This is a genomic window from Micromonospora sp. HNM0581 (assembly GCF_012726175.1).
GTDB lineage: Bacteria > Actinomycetota > Actinomycetes > Mycobacteriales > Micromonosporaceae > Micromonospora.
The window spans coordinates 123,340-143,294 of sequence record NZ_JAASAD010000002.1; the positions used below are offsets into that span (position 1 = coordinate 123,340).

The following is a 19,955-nucleotide window of genomic DNA, read 5'->3' on the forward strand; positions in this document are numbered from 1 at the left end:
CTCTAACCCACCGGTCGACCACGCCAGGACAGGCGCCGCCGCTTGCGCAGATGGTACGACCGCAGGGTCAGCCAACCGAGGATCGCAACCGACACGGGGTGGCCCAGCGCGTCGGGCCAGGCCCGACCACCGGTACCCCGGGCGGCGACCACCCTCCCGGCCACCCCCACCAGGTACGCGCCGACGGCGACCCCCGCCACCGTCGGCGCACCGGCGAGCAGTGCCGCACCGGCCACCAACGGCGGTGCGGTGTAGAGCGCCAGCAGCAGGGCCAGCGTCACAGCCGCGGCGATCGGGTGCCCGAACGAGGCCCACAGTGACTTGGTGTAGCCGTCACGGAGCTGCGGCCAGTCCTCGTACATCCGGCACCTGGCCAGCCGGGAACCGTCGACGAGTGCGATCCGGCCGCCGGCCCGCTTCACCGCCCGGGCCAGTTCGATGTCCTCCAGCACCCGGTCGGCGACCGCCGCGTGCCCGCCGGCCCGCAGGTAGCCGGCCCGGTCGACGACCAGGAACTGCCCACCGGCCGCTGCCAGCGACGGCCGTGCCGAACGTTCCATCGCCCGCAGCGGCAGAAAAGTCAGCCACAACCACTGCAACAGCGGCTGCACCAGCCGGTCGGTCACCGTCCGTACCACGATCCGTGGGTACGGCGACAGCAGCGTCGACCCGGTGCCGCGCAGCTCGGTGACGGCCGCCGCCACGGCGTACGGTTCGAGTACCACGTCGGCGTCCACGAAGACGAGCGTGGTGGCCTCGTCTGCGGCACGGGTGGCCAACTGCCAGCAGGCGTGCGGTTTGCCGAGCCAGCCCGGTGGCAGGGCCACGCCGGTGAGCAGGGTGACCCGGGGGTCGTCGGCGACGACCGCGCGGACCACCTCGGCGGTGTCGTCCACCGAACCGTCGTCGAGCACCACGACGCGCAGCCCGGGCACTCCCCGCTGGGCGAGCAGGGCGCGCAGGCACGGGCTCACCCGGTCGGCCTCGTCACGCAACGGCAGCAGCACCGCCACCGTCTCGGTGATCTGCGTCGGCCCACCGGTCGGCCGGCGCAGCCAACGGCCGGCATTGACCATGGTGTGCACGGTCAGCGTGGTGACGCCGAGCAGCAGAACCAGGACGGTGGTCATGCCGCCACGTCGACCGGTGGGCGTGACGCGCCGGTGTCCCGGTCACGGGCGCGCCGCTCCCGCAGCAGCGTCACGGCCAGTGGTCCGGCGACCACCGCCATGCCGGCCGCGCCCCACACCGCCGAAGCGGGCAGGTCGAGGAAGACGGCGTGGGCGAGCACGCTGGAGCCGTACGTCCACAGGTAGAGCGCGTACATCGGACGGTCGTCGGTGCCGGTGGTGGCCACGGCGGGCCCGGCGAGCGGGCGCAGTGCGGTCATCATCAGTACCGCGAACAGCAGCCAGCCGAGGTAGTTGCTGACCGGAATTCCGGGCAGCCCGGGCAGGGCCGGTGTCGCGTTCCGCCACACCCAGTGGCCCTCGGCCACCATCTGCGGGTCGAGGAAGAGGTCCCAGGTGGCCAACCCGGCGGTGGCCAACGCGATCCGGCCCGGCCACCGCCACCGGCCGGATGACCCGCCGGTGAGCCGGGTGGCCGCCAACCAGGCCGGCCAGGCCATCCAGGTCCAGGCCAGCGGAATGATCAGCGGTACGCCGGCCAGCTTCGGGCCGAGTTGACCGGAGTAGTCGTAGCTGCCGAACGGGAAGCCGGTGGCCACCCCGAGCGCTTCGATGGCGTACCCGCCGCCGGTTGCCACCGCGACCAGCGCCGCCGCTGCGCGTGGCCCCCGGGTGGTCAGGGCGTGACCGACCGAGAGCAGGTAGCCGAGCACGACGGTGGCCACGGTCAGCCGGGCCCGGGTGACCCCGTCGGTCAGCGGGTAGCAGATCTGCGCCAGCACCAGCAGGGCCAGCAACGTCCAGAGGTAGCCGCGGGCCGGTGACCGCGCGGTCATGACCGGGCCGGCGGTGGGGTCGGCACCGCCGCCGGTGGCGTTGGTGGTGGTGCCGACCCCGGTACGGGCAGTGGCAGATCCCGGCCGAGCACCCCGAACGGGCGTTCGTCGCCGGGGAAACGGAAGTTGCGCAGCACGTCGAGGAAGCCGAACCGGCGGTACAACCGCCAGGCGCGTGAGGTCTGCTCGTCGGCTTCCGGGGTGGACAGCAGGGTGGTGGTGCCCTCGGCCATCGTGAGCAGGGCGCGCAGCTGCCCGGCGCCCAGCCCGTGCCCCTGGGCCGGTGGCCGCACGTGCAGCTCCACCACCTCGAAGCAGTCCGCCAGCCAGCGTCGCCGGGTGGCCTGGTCCAGTGCCCGCCAGACCTGGTCGTGCCACCACTGACCGGCGGCACCGACGTAGCCGTACCCGAAACCGGCCAGGTGACCCGAGTTGGTGAGGCTGGCCACGGCGCGGAAGCCGGGCCGTCGTACGTGGGTGGCGATGTAGCCGCGGCGGGCCTCCAACAGGTCGGCCCGGTAGCCCATAGCCTCACCGTAGACGGCCACCACGTCGTCAAGCCGCCGGAGGAGATCGTCCGGCGTCCACCGCACCAACCTCATGCCCGTTCACCCTTCGCCGGGTCACCGTCGTCGGTGACCCACCCCAGTACCGCCCGGTCGCCGACCACGTCCCGCACCTCGAACCGGGCGAAGAGTTCCTCCGCGTACCACCGTTGGGTCTCCGTACGGGTGATCGCGGCCCGGTGCTGCGGGTGACGGTACGCGAACGCCACGAGATCCGCCGGATCGCGCCACACGCTCACCGTGCCCTGCCAGCCCAGGGGTGCCTCGCCGACACCGAAACGGGCCAGCAGCCCCGGTGCGGCGTGCAGCGCAGTGGCCACCGGCGGGACCGCCCGCCAGAAGGTGAGTGCCCGGGTCGGGCGCAGCCGGGCCCGGGTCAGCGCCAGCACCGGGCCGGTGGCCCGGCCACCGGCGGGCGCACCGAACGGCTGCCGCCCGGACCATTGCCCCCGGCTGGTCAACGGTCGCAGGTCGAGGCGGACATCCGCGCGGGCGAGACCGGACCAGGCCCGGGCCACCGGCGAGTCGGCGAACCGGGCGGCGGCGGCGGGGGAGTCCCAGACCGTCAGCGCCGCCCACCGGGTCAGATCCGCGTCGGTCGGCCCGAAACCGGTGCCGGTCCCGGTGCCGAGCAGCTTGCCGAACCGTACGCCGGGTAGGGCCCGCAGCCGGCGTGGGTCGACCGCCATCCGGGTCAGCGCGCTGCCCAGAGCAGTCGGTGCGATCCGCCACACGTGCAGGGTGACCAGCTCGGGGACGCTCTGCGGCTCGTTCACGCCACGTCGGTCGGGGTGCCGCCGGTGACCCGAAGCAGCTCGGCGCAGGTGGTGGGAAACACCGCCTGCGGTATGCCACCGGCGGCCCAGATCTCGGCGTACGCGGCCAGGGCGGTGTCGACGAGTGTGCGTAGCGGCTGTGGGTGACCCACCGGAGCGACCCCGCCGATCACCTGCCCGGTGTGCTCCTTGACGAACTGCGGGTCGGCCCGGCGTAGCCGGGTGACGGCGAGCCGGCTGGCCAGGCCGGTGGTGTCCACCCGGTGCGCGCCGGAGGTGAGCACCAGCAGCGGGGTCCCGTCGGCGTCGAAGACGAGGGAGTTGGCGATGGCGCCGACGTCGACGCCGAGCGTCTCGGCGGCAGCCGCGGCAGTGTGCACGGCGTCGGGCAGCAGGCGGACCGTGGCGGGCGCGCCGGAGCCGTTCCGGGCGTTCGCGGCGTCGAGAGCGTCCTGCACCGCCTGGACGTTCGGGTGTGACTGCATACCGCCATTCTTCCCGGTCCGTGGCTGCCCGGTGCAGCCGGCAGGTCGCCCGCGATCGCCGCGTACCGCCGGCGTGCCGATCGTGCAGTTGGTGTACCTGGCAAGGGGACTTTCAGGAACTTTCCGACGCCGCAACTGCATGATCGCCGAAGGTGGGTGGGAAAGCCGCAGTTGGCGTTGCGTTTTTGGCGGCGGGAGGGTGTACTGTCGGCAGTGGTTAGAACGGGTGTTCGATTGCCTCGAACGTTCGTTCCAACTCCCTCCCGGAGGTGGGTGTTTCGCGGCACCGGCCTCCGACAGGTGCGGTGCCGCGGACCGCACCTGGGCTCCGGACAGTCGCGAGTCCGGGCCCATCAGGCAGGACCGTCGTCCGCCGCCCACCGACCCCCGGGCGGCGGACGACGGACCCGCCGGTACGCCGGCCGGGTGTGGTGTGGGGAAGCTCCGCACCCGGCCGGCCACCACCTGGTGCGTCTTCCTCCGCACCGACCCGCTGCGGGCTGTGGCGTCGACGGATCCGCCCCGTCGCGCACCACCCGTCCCGGCTCACCTGGAGGAGAGCATGCCGACCAGCCCGGCTCAGGTACCGACGGTGCCCACGAACGTGCTGCCGCACCGTACTCCCGTCCAGTTGCTCGCGGTGGCCCGGCAGGGACTCGCCGAAGCCGCCCGGACCGGCCCCGACGGCCTCCGGTACGCCGCAGCCCATCTCGCGGCCCTGCGCGCCGCCGCGGCGGTGCTCGCCGCCCGCGCCCGTCCCGCACCCACCCGACGTCACCGGATCACGAGCGTCTGGGTCCTGCTCGCCAGCGTCGCCCCCGAGCTCGACGAGTGGGCCGGCTACTTCGCCCTCGGCGCCGGCAAGCGGGCCGCCGCCGAGGCCGGCATACCCCGGGTGGTGACCGCCCGGGAGGCCGACGACCTGCTCCGCGCCGCCGAGGAGTTCGTGACGGTCGTGGAGACGGCACTCGGCCCCGCTCACCAGCCGACGATCGACGGTCTCGTCGCCTGAGCTGCGGCGTCCGGCCACCGTCGGTGGGACCCGGGGTGGTCGGACGCCGCTTCGTCACACGTGCGTTTCTTCTGATCCACGACAGCACCATCCACGGGCCGGATGCCCGTGGCGACGACGGGGGAGGTCCGATGGCGGGCCGCATGGTGGTCGGTTCCGCCGCGCTGGCCGGACTGGTCCGTCCGGCCAGCGCGCCCGACCCGGCAGGTGGGCACCGGGTGCTGCCCGTGCGGCCCGAACTGACCGGGTTGCTGCCCAGCCGGGGGCTGCGGCGTGGCAGCACCATCGCGGTCGGCGGTGGGCAGGTCCGATCCAGCGGCACCACCTCGTTGCTGCTCGCGTTGCTCGCCGAGGCGTCCCGCACCGGATCCTGGTGCGCCGTGGTCGGGATGCCGACCTTCGGGGCCGGGGCAGCGGCCGAGGCCGGCATCGTCCTGGACCGGCTCGCCCTCGTGCCGCAGCCCGGTCCGCAATGGCCCACCGTCGTCGCCGCGCTCATCGACGGAGTCGACGTGGTGGTCACCGCGGTCCCGTCCACCGTCTCCGCCTCCGTCACCGACCGGTTGGCCGCCCGGGCCCGGCAACGCGGCAGCGTGCTGGTGCCGTACGGCCGATGGGACGGCGCGGACGTGACGCTCCAGGTGGTCCGTGGGATCTGGCAGGGGCTCGGGTCGGGGCGGGGACGGCTGCGCCGCCGGGAGGTGACCGTCACCGCCAGTGGGCGCGGTGCCGCCGCCCGACCCCGTGAGGTCAAGGTCTGGCTGCCCGGTGACGAGTTGACCCGGGTCATCCCCGGCCCGGTCACCGCGGCCCGGTCGAGCACCACTCGCCTACGGGTGGTGGCGGGTCGTGCGTGAACCGGTCCGGACCCTGCTGCTGTGGTGCCCCGACTGGCCGGTACTCGCCGCCGAGATCGTCGACGGGGTGCCCGCCACCGAGCCGGTCGCCGTGCTGCACGCCAACCGGGTGATCGCCTGCTCCGAGCGGGCCCGCGCCGAGGGGGTACGCCGAGGTTTGCGTCGGCGGGAGGCGCAGGGACGCTGTGCCGGGCTCACCATCGTCGACCACGATCCGGGGCGGGACGCGCGTGCCTTCGAGCCGGTGGTGGCCGCTGTCGAGGAGGTGGCGGTCGGGGTCGAGGTGATCCGCCCCGGTGCCTGCGCGCTTGCCGCGCGGGGGCCGAGCCGCTATCTGGGTGGTGAGGAGAAGGCCGCCGAGCGGATCGTCGAACACGTCGCCCTCAGCTGCGCGGTGGAGAGTCAGATCGGTGTCGCCGCCGGGGTTTTCGCCGCCGGTCTGGCCGCCCGCGAGGGGCGGATCGTACCGCCCGGCGGGACATCGGAGTTCCTGGCCTGCCAGCCCGTCGAGGCACTCGGCCGTCCCGCCCTGGCCGACCTGTTGCGCCGGCTGGGGGTGGGTACGCTCGGCGACTTCGCCGCGCTGCCCACCGGCGACGTGCTGGCCCGGTTCGGGTTCGACGGGGCGCTTGCCCATCGACTGGCCGCCGGACAGGACGACCGGCCGCTCGCGGTGCGACGCCCGCCGGTCGACCTGACGGTCACCGCCGACCTGGACGAGCCGATCGACCGGATCGACGTGGCGGCGTTCGCGGCCCGGACCCTGGCCGGGCAGTTGCACGAACGGCTCGCCTCGTACGGACTGGCCTGCACCCGTCTGGGTATCGAAGCGGTCACCGCGCACGGTGAGGAACTGCACCGGGTCTGGCGGCACGACGGGCTGCTCACCGTGGCGGCGATCGCCGACCGGGTCCGTTGGCAACTGGACGGCTGGCTCTCCGGCGCGCGTCGCGGCGGTGACCGGCCGGCGCGTCCCACCACCGGAATCGTCCGGCTGCGGCTGCTACCGGACGGGGTGCTGGCCCAGGCCGGCCTGCAACCCGGGCTGTGGGGGGAGACCGGCGCGGAACGTGAGCGGGCGCACCGCGTGCTGAGCCGGGTGCAGGGACTGCTCGGACCCGAGGCGGTGGTCACCGCGGTCCTCGATGGTGGCCGGTCCCCGGCCGATCAGATCAGGCTGGTGCCCTGGGGCGACGAGCGGCGGCCCGCCCGTCCCGGTGGGCGGCGGTCGGGTTCCGCCCCGGCTGTACCGTCCTGGCCGGGGAGACTGCCGCCGCCCTCGCCGGCCGTGGTGCTACCCGTCCCGCTCGCCGTGAGCGTGCTCGACGTCACCGGCACGCCGGTCGTGGTGAGCGCCCGGCTGGCGGTAAGCGCGCCACCGGCCCGGCTGAGCATCGGCCCGGTGCCGCCGCAGGCCACCGGCCCCGCTCCCGCCCCGGGCCTCACCACCGCTTCGCTCACCGCCCTTCGCGGCGGGCCGGTCGAGATCGTCGGCTGGGCCGGTCCTTGGCCGGTCGACGAGCGGTGGTGGGCCCCGGCCGAGGCCCGCCGCCGGGCCCGGTTCCAGGTCCGCCTCGCCGACGGCAGTGCCCTACTGCTCGCCGTCGAGTCCGGCCGGTGGCTGCTGGAGGCGATCTATGACTGACCGGTGTCCAGGTACGGGACGATCCTCCGGAAGGGGTTTCACCAGTCGCGGTGCGCCGGGGCATCCGGGCCGGCCGAGGGCAGCAGAAACGGCGTTCTGCGCGACGGCGGGGTGGGGACGGTGAGTTTCCACAACCCGCGGTTGCCGTGGTCGGAGTTGGAGCGGGTGCTCTCCGGGCGGGGCGACCGTACGGACGCCGGCCGGCGGCGGCACCTGCATGTGGTGGATCCGCTGGCGGTCGACGCCGACGGTGGTGACTCGCCGGCCTGGAGCCGGCGGCGGGAGCACTACCGGCCGCCGGAAGTGACCCGGCCCGACGGCATGCCGCCGTACGCCGAACTGCACGCACACACCAACTTCAGCTTCCTCGACGGTGCCAGTCACCCCGAGGAACTGGCCGAGGAGGCCGTCCGGTTGGGGCTCACCGGGCTCGCCGTCACCGACCACGACGGTTTCTACGGCGTGGTGCGGTTCGCCGAGGCGGCCCGCACGTTGGGCCTGCCGACGATCTTCGGAGCGGAGCTGTCCCTCGGACTGCCCGGCCCGCAGAACGGCGTACCCGACCCGCACGGCAACCACCTGCTGCTGCTGGCCCACGGTCATGAGGGGTACGCCCGGCTGGCCGCGACCATCGCCCGCGCCCAGCTGCGTGGCGGCGAGAAGGGTCGCCCGGTCTACGGCGAGCTGGAGGAGATCGCCGCCGATCTGCGCGACCACGTGCTGGTGCTCACTGGCTGCCGCAAGGGCCACGTGCCGGCTGCCCTGTTGACCGAGGGGGTCGACGCGGCAGCCCGCGAGCTGGACCGGCTCACCGCACTGTTCGGCGCGGAGACGGTGGCGGTGGAGCTGACCGACCACGGGCACCCGGTCGACGGTGACCGAAACGACGCCCTGGCCGAGCTGGCGACCGTCGCGGGGCTGCCCACGGTGGCCACGAACAACGTGCACTACGCGACCCCGGGGCGGCGTCGACTGGCCACCACCCTCGCGGCCGTGCGAGCCCGGCGCAGCCTCGACGAGATCGACGGCTGGCTGCCCGCGGCGGGCACCGCCCATCTGCGCGACGGCGCCGAGATGGCAACCCGGTTCGCCGCCTACCCGGGGGCGGTGGCCCGGGCCGCCGAGTTCGGCGCCGAGCTGGCCTTCGACCTCCAACTCGTCGCGCCGCAGCTGCCGGCGTACCCGGTGCCGCCGGGGCACAACGAGATGAGCTGGCTGCGCCACCTGACGGCACAGGGCGCGCGGGAACGCTACGGCCCACCGGAAGCCCACCCGCAGGCGTACGCGCAACTCGACCACGAACTGAACATGATCGAGGAGTTGGGCTTCCCCGGCTACTTCCTGGTCGTGTACGACATCGTCGACTTCTGCCGCCGGGCGGACATCTACTGCCAGGGCCGGGGTTCGGCGGCGAACTCGGCGGTCTGCTACGCGTTGCGGATCACCAACGTGGATGCGGTCCGGCACCGGCTGCTGTTCGAACGGTTCCTGGCTCCCGAGCGGGACGGGCCACCCGACATCGACGTGGACATCGAGTCCGACCGTCGGGAGGAGGTCATCCAGCACGTCTACACCCGGTACGGCCGGGAGCACACCGCCCAGGTCGCCAACGTGATCTCGTACCGGCCCCGCTCCGCGGTGCGGGACGTGGCCAAGGCGTTCGGTTTCCCGCCCGGCCAGCAGGACGCCTGGAGCAAACAGATCGACAGGTGGGGCGAGGTCGCCACGGTGGACGTGCCGGAGATTCCCGAGCAGGTGATCGCGTACGCCAACGAACTCCAGACCTTTCCCCGGCATCTGGGTATCCACTCCGGCGGCATGGTGATCTGCGACCGGCCGGTGATCGAGGTCTGCCCGGTGGAGTGGGGTCGGATGCCCGGCCGCAGCGTGCTCCAGTGGGACAAGGACGACTGCGCCGCCGTCGGCCTGGTCAAGTTCGACCTGCTCGGCCTCGGCATGCTGTCGGCCCTGCACTACGGCTACGACATGATCGGGACAAGCCTGGACCTGGGTGACATGTCGCTCGACGACCCCGAGGTCTACGACATGCTCTGCCGGGCGGACTCGGTCGGGGTGTTCCAGGTGGAGAGCCGCGCCCAGATGGCCACCCTGCCCCGGCTCAAACCCCGAGAGTTCTACGACCTGGTGGTCGAGGTGGCACTGATCCGACCGGGGCCGATCCAGGGTGGCTCGGTGCACCCGTACATCAGGCGTAAGAACGGCCAGGAGCCGGTGACCTTCGCGCATCCGCTGATGCGCAACGCGCTGGAGAAGACCCTCGGCGTGCCGCTGTTCCAGGAGCAGCTGATGCAACTCGCCATCGACCTGGCCGGCTTCGACGCGGCCGAGGCCGACCAGCTGCGTCGGGCGATGGGCGCCAAACGGTCGGTGCGGCGGATGGAGCAGATCGCCGGCCGGCTCTACCGGGGCATGGCCGAGCGGGGCATCACCGGCGAGCTGGCCGACGACGTGTACCGCAAGCTCACCGCGTTCGCCAGCTACGGTTTCCCGGAGAGCCACGCGATGAGCTTCGCCTACCTGGTATACGCCAGCTCCTGGTTGAAGCGTTACCACCCCGGTCCGTTCCTGGCTGCGCTGCTGTGTGCCCAGCCGATGGGTTTCTACTCGCCGCAGACCCTGGTCGACGACGCCCGCCGGCACGGGGTGGAGGTACGCCGACCGGACGTCAACGCCAGCGGCGCAAGGCCGGTCCTGGAGTCGACCCCGGACACCCGGTGGGGTAGCCGGGCGGGTGAACCGCCGCACGCCTGGGGGCTGGGCGGTCCGGCGGTCCGGCTCGGGCTGTCGGGGGTGCGTACCCTCGGCGACGGCGTGGCCGAGCGGATCGAGGCCGAGCGGACGGCGTACGGCCCGTACCGCGACATGCCGGATCTGGCCCGGCGGGTGGGTCTGACCGCCGCGCAACTGGAGGCGCTGGCCACCGCGGACGCCTTCGCCTGTTTCGGGCTGACCCGGCGGCAGGCGCTCTGGGCGGCCGGCGCGGCAGCCCAGGAACGGCCCGGTCGACTGCCCGGCACGGTCACCGGTACGACGGCACCCGTGCTGCCCGGGATGGAGGCGGTGGACCGGCTGGTCGCCGACGTCTGGGCCACCGGGTTGTCGCCGGAGAACCATCCGGCCCGGTTCATCCGGCCGCAGCTGGACGCTGTGGGCGCGGTGCCGATCGACCGGCTGGGCCGGGTCGAGCCGGGCCAGCGGATCCGGGTCGGCGGGATCGTCACCCACCGGCAGCGCCCCGCCACCGCTGGTGGGGTCACCTTCCTCAACCTGGAAGACGAGACCGGCATGCTCAACGTCACCTGCTCACCGGGGCTGTGGCAGCGGCAACGACGGGTGGCACGCAGCAGCACGGCGCTCGTGGTGCGGGGTCGGCTGCAACGACACGAGGGGGTGGTCAACCTGGTCGCCGATCGGCTGGACCCGATCGACGTACCGGTCCGTCCCACCTCCCGTGACTTTCGTTGACGGCAGGACGACGGCGGGCAGGTGCCCCTGGCGATCCGTTCCCGGCTGACTAGGCTCGACCGGGTGGAACAGACCCCAGGCCCGGCCGGGCCGCCGCTCACCCCCCGTACCGCCGTGGTCTGGTCGGTGCTGCGCGCCGAGTTGGACCGCCGGCCGGCCGTCGAGCTGACCGTGCTGGATGTGGGGGGTGGCACCGGCGGCTTCGCGGTGCCACTGGCCCGAGCCGGACACCGGGTGACCGTGGTCGACGCCAGCCCCGACGCGCTCGCCGCGCTCAGCCGTCGGGCCGCTGAAGCCGGCGTGGCCGGGCGGGTACACGCGGTGCAGGGCGACGGTGACGCGTTGGTCGGGCTGATCGAGCCGGCCAGTGTCGACCTGGTGCTCTGCCACGCCGTGCTGGAGGTCGTCGACGACCCGGTGGCGGTGGTGTCCGCGCTGGCTGGCGTGCTGCGACCGGGCGGTGCGGCGAGCGTACTGGTTGCCGGGCGGGCCGCCGCGGTGCTTGCCCGGGCGATGAACGGCCATCTCGACGTGGCCACGGCGCTGGCCGCCGATCCGGCCGGCACCGCCGGTATCCGGGACACTCTGCGTCGCCGCTTCGACGCCGACGGTGCCGCAGCCCTGCTGGTCGCCGCCGGGCTCACCGTCGAAGAGATCCACGGCGTACGCGTCCTGGCCGACCTGCTACCCGCGGCGGTGGCGGACGGTCAGGCCGCTGCCCTGGTCGAGTTGGAGCGGACGCTGGCCGCGCAGCCACCCTGGCGGGACGTCGCGGCCCAGCTGCACCTGTTCGCCCGCCGTCCGGCATGACCGGCCCGGCCGACCCCCTGCCCCCCCGGGGCTGAGCTGGTGTCCGGTGGGGTGCCTTTCCTTGCTCCTGTAGCGCCGGGGTATGGCGGCGGGAGCCTCGCCGACGTACTGCCCAGCGCCCTGGCGGTGCTCGGTGTGCCCGGCGTCTCGGACCCACTCGGCCTCAGCGCCGAACTGCCGGGAGTGCGCCGGATCGCGGTGCTGCTCGTCGACGGCCTCGGCTGGTACCAGATCCCGACCGCCGCGCCGTACGCGCCGACCCTGGCCGGGCTGACCGCTGCCTCCGGCCGACCGCTCACCTCCGGATTTCCCTCCACGACCCCGACCAGCCTGGTCACCCTGGGCGCAGGCGTGCCACCGGGTGCGCACGGGGTGCTCGGCTTCACCGTGCGCGTGCCGGGCACCGAGCGGGTGCTCAACCACATCGAGTGGCGCGCCGGTGATCCCGATCCGCTGCGCTGGCAGCCGGTGCCCACCCGGTTCGAGCAGGCACGGGCGGCGGGCGTGGCGGTGACCGTGGTGAGCCGGCCGGAGTTCGGTGGCACCGGCCTGACCCTGGCCGCGAACCGGGGCGGTGACTTCCGGGGCGCGGCCGGGGTCGACGCGCTGGCCGCCGCCACGCTGGCCGCGCTGACCGCCGGACCCGGTCCGGCCCTGGTTTCCGCCTACCATCCGGACGTCGACCGGCACGGGCACCTCAGCGGCGTCGACTCGCTGCCGTGGCGGGCGGCGGTCACCGAGTTGGACGGTTTGCTGGCGCGGTTGGTGGACGGGTTGCCGCCGGATGCCGCGCTGCTGGTCACCGCCGATCACGGGCAGCTCGACATTCCCGCCTCGGACCGGTTCGACCTGGACACCGATCCCCGGCTGACCGACGGGGTACGGGTGGTGTCGGGTGAGCCCCGGGTGCGCTACCTGCACGTCGCACCGGGGGCCACCGCCGACGTGGTGGCCGCCTGGTCGGCCGTGCTCGGCACCGCCGCCCGGGTGCTGACCCGTGCGGAGGCGGTGGCCAGCGGTCGCTTCGGCCCGGTGGCTCCCGGCCACCTGGACCGGATCGGCGACGTCGTGGTGGTCTGCAACGACACGTACGCGGTGCTGGCCAGCCGATCGGAGCCGCCGATGGTGTCCCGGCTGGTGGCCTTCCACGGTGCGGACACCGCGGCCGAGATGACCATTCCGCTGCTGGTGGTGCGGGGATGAGCGGTCGCGATGTCACCCCTGCGGGCTAGTCTGCGCGGGTGGGTCGCAGTCAGTCGCTACCTCGGGGCGGTGATCCCCGGTTCGGGCCCGACGCCGACGACACCGGGTGTCCGGTCCTGCACGTCGACATGGACGCCTTCTACGCCTCGGTGGAGGTCCGGCACCGTCCCGAGCTGCGTGGTCGGGCTGTCGTGGTGGGCGGGGTCGGTCCGCGCGGCGTGGTCAGTTCGGCCAGCTACGAGGCCCGACGATTCGGCGTACGCAGCGCCATGCCCACCATGCGGGCTCGCGCCCTCTGCCCGCACGCGGTCTTCCTCGCCCCCGACTTCGCCCGCTACTCGGTGGCCTCGCGAGCGGTCATGCAGATCTTCCGGGACGTGACACCACTTGTCGAGCCGCTCTCTCTGGACGAGGCGTTCCTGGACGTGGCCGGTGCCCGGCGCCTGTTCGGGCGGCCTGCGGCGATTGCCCGCCGCATCCGGCAGCGGGTCGCTGAGGAGCAGGGCCTGACCTGCTCGGTGGGGGTCGCACCGAGCAAGTTCGTGGCCAAGCTCGGTTCGACCCGGGCGAAGCCGGACGGTCTGCTGGTGGTGCCGGCTGGGCGGGTGCTCGAGTTTCTCCACCCGCTTCCGGTCGCCGCGCTGTGGGGGGTGGGGGAGCGTTCCGAGCAGGCACTGCTGCGGCTCGGTCTGCGTACTGTCGGTGACCTTGCGCAGGCTCCGGCGGGGCTGCTGCGGACCGCGCTCGGCGAGGCGGCCGCCGCGCACCTGCACGAGCTGTCCTGGGGCCGTGACCCGCGCCGGGTCAGCCCGGAGCAGACGGAGAAGTCGATCGGCGCGGAGGTCACCTTCGACGTGGACGTCGATGATCCGGCCGAGATCCGCCGTACGCTGCTGGCCTTGGCGGAGAAGGTGGGTGCCCGGTTGCGGGCCGCCGGGCAGGTGGGTCGGACGATCTCGTTGAAGGTTCGTACCGCTGATTTCCGCACGGTGAGCCGGGCCCGCACCCTGGATGTGTCCACCGACGTGGCCCGCGAGATGTTCGACACCTCTTGGGCACTGTTCACCGTGCTGGATCCTGGTGAGCGGATCCGTCTGCTCGGTGTCCGGGCGGAGGGATTGACGGCAGCGGCCGAGACGCCGCGGCAACTCGCCCTCGGGCAACCGGAGCGGGGCTGGCGAGAGGCGGAGGTCACGGCCGACGCCGCAGCTGCCCGTTTCGGGCGGTCCGTCATAGGACCGGCCAGTCTTCTCACCGGACGAGACCCGCGACGAAACGAAAATCCGACCCGGCCGTAGGTCGTCCCGCTTTCCGACGCGCGAGGGCCCTCGTAGACTTGCGAGTAAGCAGCCGGTTGGCTGCCACGGTCTGTCGGTCCGACCGGACCGACCAACGTGACCGGGGAGGAGTGCCGTGCCGCTCTCGGAGCACGAGCAGCGGCTGTTCGAGCAGATCGAGCGGTCGCTTGCCGAGGACCCCAAGTTCGCCTCGGCCGTGCGCGCCAGCGATCCGCGTTTCCACGCGCGGCGTCGCCTGCTCGTCGCTGCCGGCGTGATCATCGCTGGCCTGGCGTTGCTGGTCTATGGCGCGGTGATCAAGACTCCGCCGCTGGCAGTGGCGGGATTCGTAGTCATGTTGGCATCGGCCGCATTCGCGGTGCAGTCGCACCGTCGGGCGCAGTCACCCGACCTGCACGTCGTCGGGGGCACGGCGAGTCGTCGTCGGTCCCGAGGCCGTGCCGGCCGGAGGTCAGGTTTTCTCGACCGGATGGAGGACCGGTGGCGGCAGCGCCCGGAGGGGCACCGCTGACACCGTTCCGCCGCTGACGAGGAAGCACTACCCTGGGCCGACACAGCCCGGGTGAGAGACGTGCGAGCGGCCTGGGTGCCGCGCGGAGCTTCGTGTTGCCCGTCTTCGGGCCCGCCGCCAAGCCCGGAGTCGGGCTTCGTCAGGTCCAGAGCATCTCAACGTGATGTCAGGGAGACATGAATACGTCGCCCTGACATCAGCAGCCACAGTGGGGCCGAGGCAGCGCGCCCCGTTGCCGGCGACCCGGATCGGTCGCCGGCAACGGCAGGTTCAGCGCCCCGCGCGGCTGGCGATCAGCCGGCGCGGGCTGAACCGCAGCAGCCTCCGGCGCAACTGCCCACCGGAATCGACCAGTCGTGACGAGTTGTCCGCGAGAGCGGTACGCCACCGGGACAACACCGACGGCGGCAGGACGGTCGCCATCAACCGGGTCCGCCGGTCCGCCTGCCCGGCGAGCGCACCGCGCACCGTCCGCAGGGCCGCCGGCAGCGGTTCACCGGTCAACGGGTCCCGGGCGTAGCGGGCCCGCTCCTCGGCCCGCCCCAGCAGACTCAACGCCGACCCGGCGTCAGTCTGTGCGGCCAGCCGCTCCCGGCTCACCCGCTCCGCCGTGGCGCGCGGGGTCTCCGTCCGGTCCACCCCCACCCGGTAGTCGACAAGCGTGTCGATCAGTTCGTCCCAGGCCGCATGTGCGTCGGCACGTGCCCGTTCCGGGTCGGTGGCGACCACCACGACCGGCTGCCCGGTCGCGGACGGAACCGCGTCCGGCGCGTCGACCGTCCGCACCTCCGGCGCCGGTCGGCCCCGACGACGGCGCAGGGCGAGCCGGCGCAGTGCGGGCAGGGCCAGCAACACCAGCAGCGTCAGGACGCCGGCGGCGACCAGCCACGGCCAGACGGGCATCTGTTCGGTGGGGGCGGCAGAGCCGCCCACCGCACCCGGGTCCTCGCCCTCCTCGAACTGGTTGGGCCGCTGCTCCGCGCCGGTCGACGGATCCGTCTCGTCAGGGGTGTCCGAGGTGCTGCCCTGCGGCGTGCTCTCCTCCGGAGCGTCCACGTCCGGTGCCCACGCCGAGCGGGTCGAGCCAGGCACGCCGTAGGCCGGGGTGGCGTCGAAAGGCACCCAGCCGATCTGGTCGAAGTAGACCTCGGTCCAGGCATGCAGGTTGCGGTTGGTCAGGACGCGGGTGTCGTCGCTGCGCCGGCTGCCGTTGGTGAACCCGAAGGCGACCCGGGCCGGGATCCCCGCGTCGCGGACCATCCAGGCCAGCGCAGCGGCATACTGCTGGCAGTAGCCGACCTTGTTCTCCAGGAAGTCGAGAATCGCCTGGCCGCTGGTGCCCTGCTCGGTGCTGAGCTGGTAGCTGAAGCCGTTGTCCTCGGAGAAGTAGTTGTAGAGGGCCCGCACCTTGTCGTACTCGGTACGTGCCCCCCGAATCAGCTCCTCCACCAGCGCGCGGACCTCCGGAACGTCCGGCGTCACAGTCTGCTGCCGACGCAGTGGCACATCCGCCGGTAGCGGCTGGGACCGTCGCAGCGCCTGCGGGCTGTACGACGAGCGTACGTAGTCGAAGGAGTACTCCAGGCCCCGGGAGTCTTCCCGGTTGGAGAAGACGACCTGCAGGTTCGGATCGTAGAACCAGCTGTTGCCCAGCTCGGCGAAGGCGACCGGTTCGGCGTAGACCGGCAGCAGTGGCATGTTCAGCTCCCGGTTCACCTGCACGGTGGCCCGGTGCCGGGTGCGTTCGACGCCCGGCACCGAGCTGCCCGACGGGTCGGGCAGCTCACCGGTGACCCGCCTACCGTTGGGACCGCGTACCCGGAAGCCGTCGTTACGCAGCTCGTCGGCTGCCCCGAAGCGCAGGTAGAACGGCTCATCCTCCGTGGTGGTGACGGTGATCAGGTCGGTGACCTGGGACTGGTTGAGCTGTCCACTGAGCGCCGCGAACAGGTCGACGCGCCCGGGTGAACCTCCCAACCCGGCACCGATGCCGGAGCCGGCACCGGAGTTGAACGTGGTCATCAGTCCTGCGGTCATACCCGGCACAGCCAACGGCACGAGTACGGCAAGTGCGAGCCCCACCACCGCCAGGCGACGGCCGGCGGCAGCCAGCGGCGACGACTCCCAGACGTCAACGTCGCGACCATCACCGGTGAACCGTCGGCCGAACCGGCGGACCCGGTCCACGTTGTCGGTGACCAGCAACCAGAGGAAACCGGCAGCGCCGATCGCGAACGGTACCGGCGGGACGCTGTCCACGTAGACCGCCACCGGCACCGAGTAGATGGCCAGCATCGGCAGACCGGCCAGGGCGGGGCGGCGCAGCCCGACGCAGAGTACGTCCACCAGCACCGCCACCCCGCCGATGCCGAGTACGGTGACGAACAGCAGCGGGTCGGTGTCCGGGACCTTCACGCCGTGCGAGCGCATGTCGTCGACCGAGTTGCCGAGCAGGTCGGCGAAGTTGCCGAAGGTGGCCGGGGTGGGCAGCACCGCCAGCAGCTCGCTGCCGCTGGGGAACAGCCAGGTCAGGGCGAGTGTGAGACCGCCGACCATGGCCAGCATCTGCACCCACAGCGGTGTCCGGCCGAGCCGGGCCAGCGACGCCGCCGCAGCCACCGCAGCCACCACGATCACCGCTTGGACCAGCCACGTCCAACGTTCGAAGATGGCCGACAGGGGCGCCGCCGCGAGCAACGTCGCACCGGCGGCGACCAGTCCCAGGTTCCGATGGGCGATCATGAGGGGGACCTTCCGTTCATCGCACGCCACCGGCCACGGTCTCGGCCATCGCCGCGCGCAGCGCGAACCCCTGCGAGCCCCGTCCCGCCTGCGGCCAGAGCGCCGGCAGCCGGCCGCCGTGGTCGACGCCGATCACCCGCCAGCCGGACTGCAGCAGCGCCAGTGCCGCGGTGTCGTGTGCCTGGTCGGCCTCCGCCCGCGCGGGCGTCGGCAGGTTCAGCCAGGCGGAGCTGTCCAAGAGGAAACAGATGCAGGTGGCGCCGTTGGCCCGCAGCCCGGCCAACAGTTGCGCCTCGGCGGTGCTCAGCGACCCGAACAGACCGATGATGAGCCCACCGTCGGCGCGTTGCCGTACGTGCTGCACCAGGGTGGTGATCTCGACGCGCTGGTCCAGCCGGACCTCCGCGAGTTGGTCGAGCAGCAGGCCGTCGCCGGTACCCTCGGCGGCGTCGACGTCCGCCCCCGCGCCGGTGACCAGGCGCAGCTTGTACCCGGCCTGCCGCAGGTGCACCGTGATGCTGGCGGCGGCCGAGACCGCCCACTCGAAGCTGGCCGCCGGGCCGTCACCCTGATGGCCGTACGCGCGGGTGTCCAGCAACACCGTCGCCCGGCTCTCCCAGGGCTGCTCCTCCCGGCGCACCATCAGCTCGCCGGTGCGTGCGGTCGACTTCCAGTGCACCCGGCGCAGGTCGTCGCCGCGCCGGTACTCCCGGGTGGCTGCGTCGTCCTCGCCGTGCACCGCCACCGAGCGGGCCCGGCTCTCGCCGCTGCCGGCGTACTCACCGGGTAGCCGCACCGCCGGCAACGCAACGACCTGCGGGACGACCGTGAGCCCGTCGGTACCGGGGAAGGCGCGGCTGAGTTCGCAGAGACCGAAGGGGTCGGTCATCCGGACCACGAGTGGGCCCACCTCGTACCGGCCGCGCACGTCGGCGCGCACCGTGTAGGCCACGGAACTGGCCTGGTGCGCGCCGAGACGTTCCAGTACCACCCGGGGCCGGCTGCCGAGGGCGTACGGGAGTCGATCCTCCAGCAGCAGGGTGCCGGTGGGTAGCCGGGACATGTTCTGTAGGCGCAACACCACCCGGGCGGTCGAGCCGACCGGCACCCGGTGCGGCTCCAGTGACCGGTGACAGGCGAGCTTGTAGCGGCTGCGGCCGACGTAGAGCGCGGCGAGTAACGGCAGGACGGCCAGCAGCACGGCCACCCGCAGCAGGTCCTTCTCGCCGAGGATGCCGGCGGAGATGGCCGCCGCCATCGCCGCGGCCAGGAAGGAGCGGCCGCGGGTGGTCAGTCCGCGCAGCCCGACACGCACGTCACGGCCTCCGCGGCTCGAAGGGAGCCCGGCCGTTGCCGCTCGCGGGCCGGCTGTCGTAGGGCGAGCGGTGGCGGTCGTGCGGCAGGGGCAGCCGGTGCACCAGGTCGGCGACGATCGCGTCGGTGGTACGCCGGGCGAGCTGGGCGTCGGCCGTGGGGATGATCCGGTGTGCCAGCACCGGCACGGCGAGCACCTGGAGGTCGTCGGGTAGGACGTAGTCGCGTCCGTCGAGGGCGGCCACGGCGCGTGCGGTGCGCAGCAGTTGCAGTGTGCATCGGGGGGAGGCACCCAGGCGCAGGTCCGGTGACTCGCGGGTGGCGGTGACGAGGTCGACGGCGTACTGCTTGACCGCGTCGGCGACGTGCACCTGCCGGACGTGACCGATCAGCCGGCGTACCGTGTCGGCGTCGGAGACCGACCGCAGCCCGGACAGCGGGTCGACCGCACCGTGCCCGTCGAGCATGGCCAACTCGGCGTTCGGGTCCGGATAGCCCATGGCGATGCGGGCGGTGAACCGGTCGCGTTGCGCCTCCGGCAGGGGGTAGGTGCCCTCCATCTCGATCGGGTTCTGGGTGGCGATCACCATGAACGGCGTCTGTAGTTGGTACGTCACCCCGTCGACGGTGACCTGTCGCTCTTCCATGCATTCGAGCAGCGCGGACTGGGTCTTCGGTGAGGCTCGGTTGATCTCGTCGCCGACGACCAGGTTGGCGAAGACGGCACCCGGACGGAACTCGAAGTCGTGGGTCTCCTGGTTGTAGACGCTGACCCCGGTGACGTCGCTGGGCAGCAGGTCCGGCGTGAACTGGATGCGCCGCACCGAACAGTCGATCGACCGGGCCAGGGCCTTGGCCAGTTTCGTCTTGCCGACGCCGGGTACGTCCTCGATGAGCAGGTGACCCTCGGCGAGCAGGACGGCCAGTGCCAGTCGCACCGTCGCCGTCTTGCCCTCGATGACCTGTTCGATGTTGGCCACGATCGCGTCACTCGCGGTGCGGAACTCGTCGTACGGCAGCGGACCGCCAACGTCGTCCCAGGTCTGTTGTGTCACGGGCCTCCTCCTCGTCGCCGTCACGGCAGCTCTCTACGAGAGCACCTGGCCCCGCCGTTTCGTTCGCGACGTGCGAGCCTCATGTGCCGCGGCAATCTCACTGGCCTCTCAGGCTAACCATGTTTGTCGTCAACGCCGACCGCCGCAGGTGTTTGAAGGCTTACGCAGTGATTTGTCGTTACGCAGCGCATGTCACCGGTTCTGCCGGGTAAGCGGCCCCGAATCCGCC

General features: G+C 72.8%; 16 protein-coding genes. 8 read left to right on the top strand and 8 right to left on the bottom strand.

From position 1 onward, the window contains the following. Nucleotides 1–2: 2 nt before the first annotated feature. The 5 genes from HCA58_RS03485 to HCA58_RS03505 are packed head-to-tail and all read right to left on the bottom strand — an operon-like array spanning nt 3 to nt 3,793. Entirely contained in the window at nt 3–1,130 is a 1,128-nt protein-coding gene (locus HCA58_RS03485) for a glycosyltransferase family 2 protein (RefSeq protein ID WP_169596285.1), read from the bottom strand. Continuing rightward, the gene (locus HCA58_RS03490; RefSeq protein ID WP_169596286.1) at nt 1,127–1,966 is read right to left on the bottom strand and encodes a carotenoid biosynthesis protein; all 840 of its coding nucleotides are present in this window, start codon (nt 1,964–1,966) and stop codon (nt 1,127–1,129) included. Before HCA58_RS03490 ends, HCA58_RS03485 begins: the two co-directional genes overlap by 4 nt. Continuing rightward, nucleotides 1,963–2,568, bottom strand: a complete 606-nt coding sequence (locus tag HCA58_RS03495) for a GNAT family N-acetyltransferase (protein WP_169596287.1) — start codon at nt 2,566–2,568, stop codon at nt 1,963–1,965. The genes HCA58_RS03490 and HCA58_RS03495 overlap by 4 nt, the downstream gene beginning before the upstream one ends. After that, entirely contained in the window at nt 2,565–3,308 is a 744-nt protein-coding gene (locus tag HCA58_RS03500; RefSeq protein ID WP_169596288.1) for a monooxygenase, read from the bottom strand. The genes HCA58_RS03495 and HCA58_RS03500 overlap by 4 nt, the downstream gene beginning before the upstream one ends. Then, nucleotides 3,305–3,793, bottom strand: a complete 489-nt coding sequence (locus HCA58_RS03505) for a YbaK/EbsC family protein (protein ID WP_169596289.1) — start codon at nt 3,791–3,793, stop codon at nt 3,305–3,307. Before HCA58_RS03505 ends, HCA58_RS03500 begins: the two co-directional genes overlap by 4 nt. A gap of 562 nt (nt 3,794–4,355) precedes the next feature. Here HCA58_RS03505 and HCA58_RS03510 point away from each other — a divergent pair. The 8 genes from HCA58_RS03510 (at nt 4,356) to HCA58_RS03545 (ending at nt 14,615) form a co-directional block, all read left to right on the top strand. After that, nucleotides 4,356–4,805, top strand: a complete 450-nt coding sequence (locus tag HCA58_RS03510; protein WP_169596617.1) for an SAV_6107 family HEPN domain-containing protein — start codon at nt 4,356–4,358, stop codon at nt 4,803–4,805. A gap of 131 nt (nt 4,806–4,936) precedes the next feature. Beyond that, on the top strand, nt 4,937–5,662 hold the full coding sequence (locus HCA58_RS03515) for a hypothetical protein (RefSeq protein ID WP_169596290.1): 726 nt from the start codon (nt 4,937–4,939) through the stop codon (nt 5,660–5,662). After that, entirely contained in the window at nt 5,655–7,307 is a 1,653-nt protein-coding gene (locus HCA58_RS03520; protein WP_169596291.1) for a DNA polymerase Y family protein, read from the top strand. The genes HCA58_RS03515 and HCA58_RS03520 overlap by 8 nt, the downstream gene beginning before the upstream one ends. Before the next feature lie 120 nt (nt 7,308–7,427). Then, nucleotides 7,428–10,793, top strand: a complete 3,366-nt coding sequence (locus HCA58_RS03525) for an error-prone DNA polymerase (protein WP_169596292.1) — start codon at nt 7,428–7,430, stop codon at nt 10,791–10,793. A 45-nt stretch (nt 10,794–10,838) separates the two neighbouring features. Continuing rightward, nucleotides 10,839–11,603: a methyltransferase domain-containing protein gene (locus HCA58_RS03530; RefSeq protein WP_169596618.1), complete on the top strand. Its 765-nt coding sequence runs from the start codon at nt 10,839–10,841 to the stop codon at nt 11,601–11,603. Nucleotides 11,604–11,639: 36 nt separating this feature from the next. Continuing rightward, nucleotides 11,640–12,806, top strand: coding sequence for a nucleotide pyrophosphatase/phosphodiesterase family protein (locus HCA58_RS03535; RefSeq protein ID WP_169596619.1), 1,167 nt, complete (start codon nt 11,640–11,642; stop codon nt 12,804–12,806). 38 nt (nt 12,807–12,844) lie between these two features. Next, nucleotides 12,845–14,104, top strand: coding sequence for a DNA polymerase IV (locus HCA58_RS03540; RefSeq protein ID WP_169596293.1), 1,260 nt, complete (start codon nt 12,845–12,847; stop codon nt 14,102–14,104). 115 nt (nt 14,105–14,219) lie between these two features. Continuing rightward, nucleotides 14,220–14,615: a DUF3040 domain-containing protein gene (locus tag HCA58_RS03545; protein WP_099850992.1), complete on the top strand. Its 396-nt coding sequence runs from the start codon at nt 14,220–14,222 to the stop codon at nt 14,613–14,615. 270 nt (nt 14,616–14,885) lie between these two features. Here HCA58_RS03545 and HCA58_RS03550 read toward each other — a convergent pair whose 3' ends face one another. Genes HCA58_RS03550 through HCA58_RS03560 form a run of 3 tightly spaced genes read right to left on the bottom strand, consistent with a single transcriptional unit; the run spans nt 14,886 to nt 19,726 of the window. Beyond that, nucleotides 14,886–17,357: a DUF3488 and transglutaminase-like domain-containing protein gene (locus HCA58_RS03550; RefSeq protein ID WP_169596294.1), complete on the bottom strand. Its 2,472-nt coding sequence runs from the start codon at nt 17,355–17,357 to the stop codon at nt 14,886–14,888. 16 nt (nt 17,358–17,373) lie between these two features. Beyond that, nucleotides 17,374–18,672 (bottom strand): DUF58 domain-containing protein, encoded by a 1,299-nt coding sequence (locus HCA58_RS03555; RefSeq protein ID WP_169596295.1) that lies wholly within the window; start codon nt 18,670–18,672, stop codon nt 17,374–17,376. A gap of 1 nt (nt 18,673) precedes the next feature. Then, nucleotides 18,674–19,726 carry a MoxR family ATPase gene (locus HCA58_RS03560; protein ID WP_169596296.1) on the bottom strand — a complete coding sequence of 351 codons (1,053 nt, stop codon included), beginning with the start codon at nt 19,724–19,726 and terminating at the stop codon, nt 18,674–18,676. Nucleotides 19,727–19,955: the final 229 nt, after the last annotated feature.